This window comes from Nisaea sp. (assembly GCF_034670185.1).
In the GTDB taxonomy this organism is placed as follows: Bacteria; Pseudomonadota; Alphaproteobacteria; order Thalassobaculales; family Thalassobaculaceae; genus Nisaea.
Genome location: NZ_JAXMNY010000003.1, coordinates 599,618 through 607,064 on the forward strand (window position 1 = coordinate 599,618; position 7,447 = coordinate 607,064).

The following is a 7,447-nucleotide window of genomic DNA, read 5'->3' on the forward strand; positions in this document are numbered from 1 at the left end:
GGGTTTTCCAATGACGGTTATCAAGACCGCCCTCGCGGGCCGAGACGAAACTTTCCGGCGCAATGCAGACCGGATGCGAGCGCTTGTCGCGGATCTGCAGGAGCAGGTTGCCGGCGTCAAGCTGGGCGGCGGTGCTCGCAGCCAGGAACGGCATGTCAGCCGCGGAAAGTTACTGCCGCGAGACAGGGTCCGGACCTTGCTCGATCCGGGTGCGCCGTGGCTCGAATTCTCCCAGCTCGCGGCCCACGGCATGTATGGCGGTGACATCTCCTCCGGCGGCTTATTGACCGGCATAGGCCGGGTGATGGGCCAGGAAGTCATGGTCATTGCCAACGATGCGACGGTGAAGGGCGGAACCTATTTTCCGATTACCGTGAAGAAGCATCTCCGGGCTCAGGAAATCGCCTGGCAGAACGGATTGCCCTGCATCTATCTGGTGGATTCCGGTGGAGCCTTCCTGCCGGAGCAGGATGAAGTCTTTCCCGACCGGGATCATTTCGGGCGGATCTTCTACAATCAGGCCAACATGTCGGCGGACGGTATCCCGCAGATCGCGGTGGTGATGGGCTCCTGCACGGCTGGGGGCGCCTATGTGCCTGCCATGTCTGACGAAAGCATCATCGTCAAGGAGCAGGGCACCATCTTCCTCGGCGGCCCGCCGCTCGTGAAAGCGGCAACTGGTGAAGTCGTCAGCGCAGAGGATCTGGGCGGCGCGGATGTGCATTCCCGTATCTCGGGCGTGACCGACCATATCGCCCGGGACGACACCCACGCGCTCGGGCTTGCGCGCCGGATCGTCGGCAATCTTAATCGTGTGAAGCGGCCAACCCTCGCCATGCGCGAGCCGGTAGAGCCGCTTTACGATGCGGAAGAGATCTATGGCGTTGTGCCGGAGGATACCCGGACGCCCTATGACGTGCGGGAGATCATCGCCCGCATTGTCGATGGTTCCGAGTTTGATGAATTCAAGCCGCTCTACGGCACCACACTGGTCACCGGTTTTGCCCATCTTTGGGGCTATCCGGTCGGCATCATCGCCAACAACGGGATTCTGTTCTCTGAGTCCTCGCTGAAAGGCGCTCATTTCATCGAGCTCTGCTGCCAGCGCGGCATTCCGCTCGTGTTCCTGCAAAACATCACCGGCTTCATGGTGGGCCGGAAGTACGAGTCTGGCGGTATCGCCAAGGACGGGGCCAAGCTGGTGACAGCGGTTGCCTCAGCCCGAGTGCCCAAATTCACGGTCATTATCGGCGGCTCGTTCGGTGCCGGGAATTACGGTATGTGCGGCCGCGCCTACGGTCCCCGCATGCTCTACATGTGGCCGAACTCCAGGATTTCAGTGATGGGCGGTGAGCAGGCGGCGAGCGTTCTGGCCCAGGTGCGCCGGGACGGTCTGGAAGCACGCGGCGAAAGCTGGCCTGAAGACGAGGAGGAGGCCTTCAAGGCGCCGATCCGCGATCAATACGAGACACAAGGGCACCCTTATTACGCCAGCGCAAGGCTCTGGGACGACGGAATCATCGATCCCGCCGATACGCGCACCGTTCTGGGCCTCTCCATTTCCGCTTCGCTCAACCGCGACATCGAGCCGACGAAATTCGGCATTTTCCGGATGTAACAGATGCACAGTGAATACACACCAAAACGCCCGGAAAGCCTGATTGTCGAGGACGCGGACGGTATCCTCACCGTCACGCTGAACCGGCCGGACGTCCACAATGCCTTCGACGAGATCCTGATCGATGATCTGCACCGCTTGTTTCGCTCGCTGTCGGATCGGGCGGATCTTCTTGCCGTTGTCTTGACCGGTGCCGGCGAGAGCTTTTCCGCCGGAGCGGATCTCAACTGGATGAAGCGGGCGGCAGACCATACGCAGCACGCTAATTTCGAGGACGCGATGCGGCTTTCGAACATGATGGATGCGCTCTACGCATTGCCGATGACCACGATCGCCAAGGTCAACGGCACGGCGATGGGCGGCGGGCTCGGGCTCTGCGCCTGCTGCGATATCGCCGTGGCGGCGGATCCTGCGCAATTCGCCTTGTCCGAAGTCCGTCTCGGCATCATTCCGGGCGTGATCAGCCCTTATGTTATCCAGGCCATCGGTATCCGGGAATCGCACCGTTGGTTCCAGACCGGTGAGCGGTTCGTCGCTGCGGAGGCTTTGCGCATGGGATTGCTGCACGCGGTCTGTGCTCCCGACGCGCTGGAGGAGGCGGTCGACGCCATCCTGCGCGAGTTGAAGAAAGGCAGCCCGGACGCTATCCGGGCCTCGAAAACCCTGCTGCGGGAGGTCGCCGGACGCCAGCTTGACGACACGACCCGGCGGGAGACTGCCCAACGGATTGCCGGTCAACGGGCCACGCGGGAAGGTCGGGAAGGGCTGTCGGCATTCCTGGAAAAACGCAAGCCGGACTGGATCGCCTGATGACGGAGATGCGCACTATCCGAACGTTATTGATTGCCAACAGGGGCGAGATTGCCTGCCGGATCATCCGCACGGCCCGTTCGCTGGGCATCCGCACTGTCGCGGTTTATTCGGAAGCGGACGCGGCCGCTTTGCATGTGGCTGCCGCCGATACGGCTTGTCCAATCGGCCCGGCGCCGGCTGCGGACTCCTACCTTCGGATCGACCGGCTGATTGAGGCGGCCAAGGCGACGGGGGCGGACGCCATTCATCCGGGCTATGGCTTTCTCTCCGAGAACCCTGAGCTGGCAAGAGCTTGTACCGAAGCGAATATCCTCTTCATCGGCCCAGACGTTCCGGCAATCGAGGCGATGGGTTCGAAAGCGGCCGCCAAGGATATCATGGCGAAAGCCGGCGTTCCTCTTGTGCCGGGCTATCACGGCGCGGACCAGGGCGCGGATACGCTGGAAAAAGCCGCAGAGAATATCGGCTTTCCGGTGCTGCTGAAGGCGAGTGCCGGCGGTGGCGGCAAGGGCATGCGCGTGGTCGAGCGGGCGGAGGATCTGGCAGACGGTATCGCCGGCGCCAAGCGCGAGGCCGCCGCTGCTTTCGGTGACGACCGGCTGCTGATCGAAAAATACCTGACCCGGCCGCGTCATGTGGAAGTTCAGGTTTTCGCGGATCGGCACGGCAACGCTGTGCATCTCTTCGAGCGGGATTGCTCGGTTCAGCGCCGTCACCAGAAGGTCGTCGAAGAAGCTCCGGCGCCTGGGCTCGACGAGACTGTGCGCACATCCATGGCGAAAGCGGCGATCGATGCGGCGAAAGCCATCGACTACGTCGGCGCCGGCACTGTCGAGTTCATCATGGACGAGGACGGTGCCTTTTATTTCATGGAGATGAATACGCGCCTGCAGGTCGAGCATCCGGTGACCGAGGCTATCACCGGCGAGGATCTCGTCGCCTGGCAGATCCGGGTGGCCGAAGGTGGAACACTGCCGCTCACGCAGGATCAGATTTCTGCGTCGGGCCACGCACTTGAGGTGCGGATCTATGCTGAGGACCCGGAGCGTGAATTCCTGCCGCAGACCGGACGGTTGAGCCGTCTGGCCTTTCCTGAGGATATGGACGGGGTGCGCATCGACACCGGCGTGGTCGAGGGCGATTCGGTCAGCGTTCATTACGATCCGATGATCGCCAAGCTGATCACCCATGGCCGGGACCGGGCCGAAGCGTTGCGTCGCATGTCGCGGGCTCTCGGGGAGGTCCGGATTGCCGGACTGGCGAACAATGTCCCTTACCTGAAGCGAATCGTTGAACATCGGGCTTTTATCGCGGGCGGGGTCGATACGCGGTTTATCGAGACCTATCGCGCGGATCTTGCCTCCGGTGGCGCCGGGGAGGCGGCAAGCATGCCGCTGCTGGCCGCTGCAGCTCTTCTGGAAGCGGAGCGTCTGGACGTGGTGCGGCAAGCCCGCCTTGGCGGCGACCCCTATTCACCCTGGGCAATGGCGTATGGCTGGCGCCTGAATGACAATCCCCAGCATAGGCTGACGCTGTTGCGCGGTGCGGACGAGCTGTTACTGCCCTACCGCCTTGAGGCCGGGACTTATGTCTTCGAACAAGAGGAAAAGCAGGTCCGGATTGGCGTCTCGCTTCATGCAGACGGGCGTCTGGATGCACGGCTGGACGGGATTTCCATTCATGCCGAGGCCGCTTTCGAAGGTGACGCCATTACCGTCTTTTACGGTGGTACGGCGCATCGCTATGTTTTGAAAACGGCACTGGCTTCCGGAGCCGAGGCCGGAGAAAATTCAGGTCACGTCGCCGCGCCGATGCCCGGCAAACTGATCGCGGTCCATGTTGCCGAAGGTGCGGAAGTCGCCAAGGGCGATCCATTGATGGTGCTCGAAGCCATGAAGATGGAGCATGTGATCAGGGCCCCGGATGACGGCGTTATCGCGGCATTGCATTACGGACCCGGCGATCAGGTTGAGGAGGGAGCGGACTTGCTGCTCTTCGAGACGCGTATCGCTGATTGACCGGCTGGCCGTTTGATCGCTTTCTCGCCTGTTGAGTTGAAGAGTTTGTTCCAATGTCGCATTTGCAGCCCCGCCACCTGATTCTCCTGCCGGTTTTCGCCCTCGCGGGTTGGCTGGCCCTGCTCCCGCCTGAGGGAATGCCGGACGGTGCGGCGCCTGCCGGTGCTCTGGTTGTGTTGTGTATCGGGCTCTGGGCGACCGGAGCGATCACTGAGCATCTGGTGGCAATGCTGCTTTTCTTCCTCGCCATGGTGTTTTCCGTGGCGCCGCCGGATGTCGTATTTTCCGGCTTTGCCTCAGGTGCTTTCTGGCTTGTTCTCGGTGGTCTGATCATCGGGGCTGCTGTTGACGTCACGGGGCTTGGTAAGCGCCTGGCCCGATCCATTACCGCGCGGATCTCCGGCGGATATGGATCGGTGATTACCGGGATCGTCATCGTCTCCGTTGCGCTGATCTTCCTGATGCCGTCGACCCTGTCGCGAATCGTCCTGCTGATGCCGATCATGACGGCTCTGGCGGATCGCCTGGGCTATCCGGCGGGCAGCAAGGGACGGAACGGCATGGTGCTGGCGATGATCCTGACCTCGTACCTCTGTTCCGTCGGGGTGCTTCCGGCGAACGTGCCGAACAATGTGCTGGTTGGCGCGGCGGAGACCGCCCACGGGGTGCATATCCGCTATTTCGACTACCTGCTGCTGCATTTCCCGGTGCTTGGCGCCGTGAAGGCGGTGGTGATCGCGGTGTTGCTGACCTGGATGTTCAGGGAGCCGGGCCATGCCGATGCGGCGGAGCTTGAAGACACACGCGGTAACTGGTCGGGCATGAGCATTGCGGAGCGGAAGATGGCGCTCTATCTCGCGGCCGCATTGGTTTTCTGGGCGACGGATGCAGTTCACGGTGTTTCGGCCGCCTGGGTTTCGCTGGGGGTAGGAGTGCTTTGCCTGATGCCTGGGGCGGGGTTGGTTTCGGCCGAGGTCTACCGGCAGAAGATATCTCTTAATCCGTTGATTTATATCGCCGGTATTCTCGCTGTCGGGGCACTCGTCTCGCAGTCGGGACTCGGGAGCTGGATTGGCGAAAAGCTGATCGCGACAGCTGGGTTAGCACCTGGGCAATCGGCGCAGAATTTCGCGACCATTGCCGGTATCGGCACCCTGATGGGCATGATCTCGACCATGCCGGCCGTGCCGGCTGTCCTGGCCCCGCTCGCGGACCAGGTGGCAGAGGCAAGCGGCCTTCCGGTATTTCTCGTGCTCAATCTGATCGTGGTCGGTTTCTCGACCGTGATCCTGCCGTACCAGGTGCCGCCATTCATTATCGGTATGCAGCTAGGAGACGTGCCGATTCGGGTCGGTGCGCGTGCCTGTGGCCTTCTGGCCATTGCATCGCTTGGCCTTATCCTGCCGCTGGACTTCGCTTGGTGGTGGCTGCTCGGTATGTTTGGTTAGGTCGATATGACCGTCGCACACCGAGGCCCGGACCCAGCGGACGACAGCCATGCCCCTTAATCTGATTAAGCTCTGCGTTGGGATAGAGACGGTGGAGCAGCTGGAGCAATATCGCGCCGAGCAAGTCCGGCAGGCGGAAGCGTCCAGTGTGGAGCCGGTCAGCATACACCGCACGCGATCCTTTCCGCGCCGGGCGGAAGAGATTCTGGAAGGCGGCTCGCTCTATTGGGTCATCAAGGGGCAAGTCCGGGCCCGGCAGCGGATCGAGCGCCTGGACGAGGTCGAAATGGCGGAAGGGGGGCGACCGCACTGCGGCATCGTCCTCGATCCTAATGTTGTCCGGGTTGTGCCGCGCCCACACCGCGCTTTTCAGGGCTGGCGCTATCTGGAACAGGCGAGTGCGCCGCAGGATCTTTATGAGGCGGGCGGTGATATTGACGCCGCCATGCCGGATGAAATGCAGGCTGAACTCCGGCGACTCGGTATTCTCTAAGATATTTTGTGAATTTCGGGTCTCGATATCAGTTTTTGGCGCTGCCTATGGTGGGGAGACCGCCCCTGTTCGCAAGCGGATTGGCCGGTGCCACCGTAAAGTCGATCGCAGTGCCGCCTATGGTCCGGCTATGCAGGGTTACGGTCGCGATCCGCTCGCCGCGGGAATAGGTCATGGTGCTTATCGCCGAGCGGACACTGGTGATCTTGATCCAGCCGAAACGCGGCATTTCCCGCTCATAGAAGGCATACATGTCCGGCATCTTGTAGCCGGACGTCAGGGCCAACCGGCCGATCCATCCATCCTCGGCACCGAGAACCAGAAGATTATCGAAGTCGATCTCGGCATTGGCCGGAATCGGCACATCCCTGAATTCGGCGAATTGCGGGCCGTTACTGCGATCCTGGGTCTGAGCGCCGGGCTGTCCCGCATCCTTGTCAGACGGCGCGCCGGTTTTCGTCGACTGTCCGAATGAGGCGAATCCCTGTGGAACACAGGCGCTGAGCGCCAATGTGGTGACAATTACAGCCATTGGAAGCGCAGAATTTATTCTTCCGCCGCGACGCTGTCTCTGCATCTCAGTTTTATCCAGTTCAGAAACCCGAGTTATGGCGCTTATTTTCCTCGAAACACCCTATAGAATGTTTTTTTGCGCCATATTTATGCTATATATAGTGCCATCAATTTCGGAGGCTGTCAGGCTTTTTCGCTGTTGACACGCCCCGGCCCGAGGTCCTATACACCGGCCCACTTCGCGGCGCCGCAGCGCTGACACGCCTCTCGAAAAAGGGGCTTGCATCCAGCAGCGGCCTCGCCTACATTCAGGTTTCGCGAAACGTTGATCGTCTTCGCGGCTTCCACAGACGGGGAATATCCGGGCCGCCGGTTAGGCGGAACAGGGTTTCGTTGTCTCTCCTCTTCGGAGGGGATGCTCTTTGACATTGTAGATATAGGAAAGGGATGCGCAGGCGGCGGGCCTGAATTGGTTTGCCGGTTTTCGATCATAATGATTGATCTTGAGCATCCTGAGCTAAAGTTAACACAGAAGCTCTTGTGC

The 7,447-nt window shown here is 61.2% G+C and carries 6 protein-coding genes; 5 read left to right on the top strand and 1 reads right to left on the bottom strand.

The annotated features are described in order from the left end of the window. Nucleotides 1–10: 10 nt before the first annotated feature. Genes VOI22_RS16330 through VOI22_RS16350 form a run of 5 tightly spaced genes read left to right on the top strand, consistent with a single transcriptional unit; the run spans nt 11 to nt 6,390 of the window. Nucleotides 11–1,618 carry a carboxyl transferase domain-containing protein gene (locus tag VOI22_RS16330; protein WP_323797511.1) on the top strand — a complete coding sequence of 536 codons (1,608 nt, stop codon included), beginning with the start codon at nt 11–13 and terminating at the stop codon, nt 1,616–1,618. Nucleotides 1,619–1,621: 3 nt separating this feature from the next. Beyond that, complete coding sequence (locus tag VOI22_RS16335; RefSeq protein WP_323797512.1) at nt 1,622–2,428, top strand: enoyl-CoA hydratase/isomerase family protein; 807 nt, start codon at nt 1,622–1,624, stop codon at nt 2,426–2,428. Next, nucleotides 2,428–4,449: an acetyl-CoA carboxylase biotin carboxylase subunit gene (locus VOI22_RS16340; RefSeq protein WP_323797513.1), complete on the top strand. Its 2,022-nt coding sequence runs from the start codon at nt 2,428–2,430 to the stop codon at nt 4,447–4,449. Before VOI22_RS16335 ends, VOI22_RS16340 begins: the two co-directional genes overlap by 1 nt. Before the next feature lie 53 nt (nt 4,450–4,502). Continuing rightward, a complete protein-coding gene (locus tag VOI22_RS16345) occupies nt 4,503–5,897 on the top strand; it encodes an SLC13 family permease (protein WP_323797514.1) in 1,395 nt (464 codons plus the stop codon). A gap of 49 nt (nt 5,898–5,946) precedes the next feature. Then, on the top strand, nt 5,947–6,390 hold the full coding sequence (locus tag VOI22_RS16350; protein ID WP_323797515.1) for a DUF1489 domain-containing protein: 444 nt from the start codon (nt 5,947–5,949) through the stop codon (nt 6,388–6,390). Nucleotides 6,391–6,418: 28 nt separating this feature from the next. Here the strand turns inward: VOI22_RS16350 and VOI22_RS16355 are convergent, their stop codons facing one another. Next, a complete protein-coding gene (locus VOI22_RS16355) occupies nt 6,419–6,922 on the bottom strand; it encodes a hypothetical protein (protein ID WP_323797516.1) in 504 nt (167 codons plus the stop codon). Nucleotides 6,923–7,447: the final 525 nt, after the last annotated feature.

Excerpts from the sequence above, each read along its gene's own strand:
- VOI22_RS16330 (WP_323797511.1), top strand. The coding sequence starts at position 11 with ATGACGGTTATCAAGACCGCCCTCGCGGGCCGAGACGAAACTTTCCGG.
- VOI22_RS16335 (WP_323797512.1), top strand. The coding sequence starts at position 1,622 with ATGCACAGTGAATACACACCAAAACGCCCGGAAAGCCTGATTGTCGAG.
- VOI22_RS16340 (WP_323797513.1), top strand. The coding sequence starts at position 2,428 with ATGACGGAGATGCGCACTATCCGAACGTTATTGATTGCCAACAGGGGC.
- VOI22_RS16345 (WP_323797514.1), top strand. The coding sequence starts at position 4,503 with ATGTCGCATTTGCAGCCCCGCCACCTGATTCTCCTGCCGGTTTTCGCC.
- VOI22_RS16350 (WP_323797515.1), top strand. The coding sequence starts at position 5,947 with ATGCCCCTTAATCTGATTAAGCTCTGCGTTGGGATAGAGACGGTGGAG.
- VOI22_RS16355 (WP_323797516.1), bottom strand. The coding sequence starts at position 6,922 with ATGGCTGTAATTGTCACCACATTGGCGCTCAGCGCCTGTGTTCCACAG.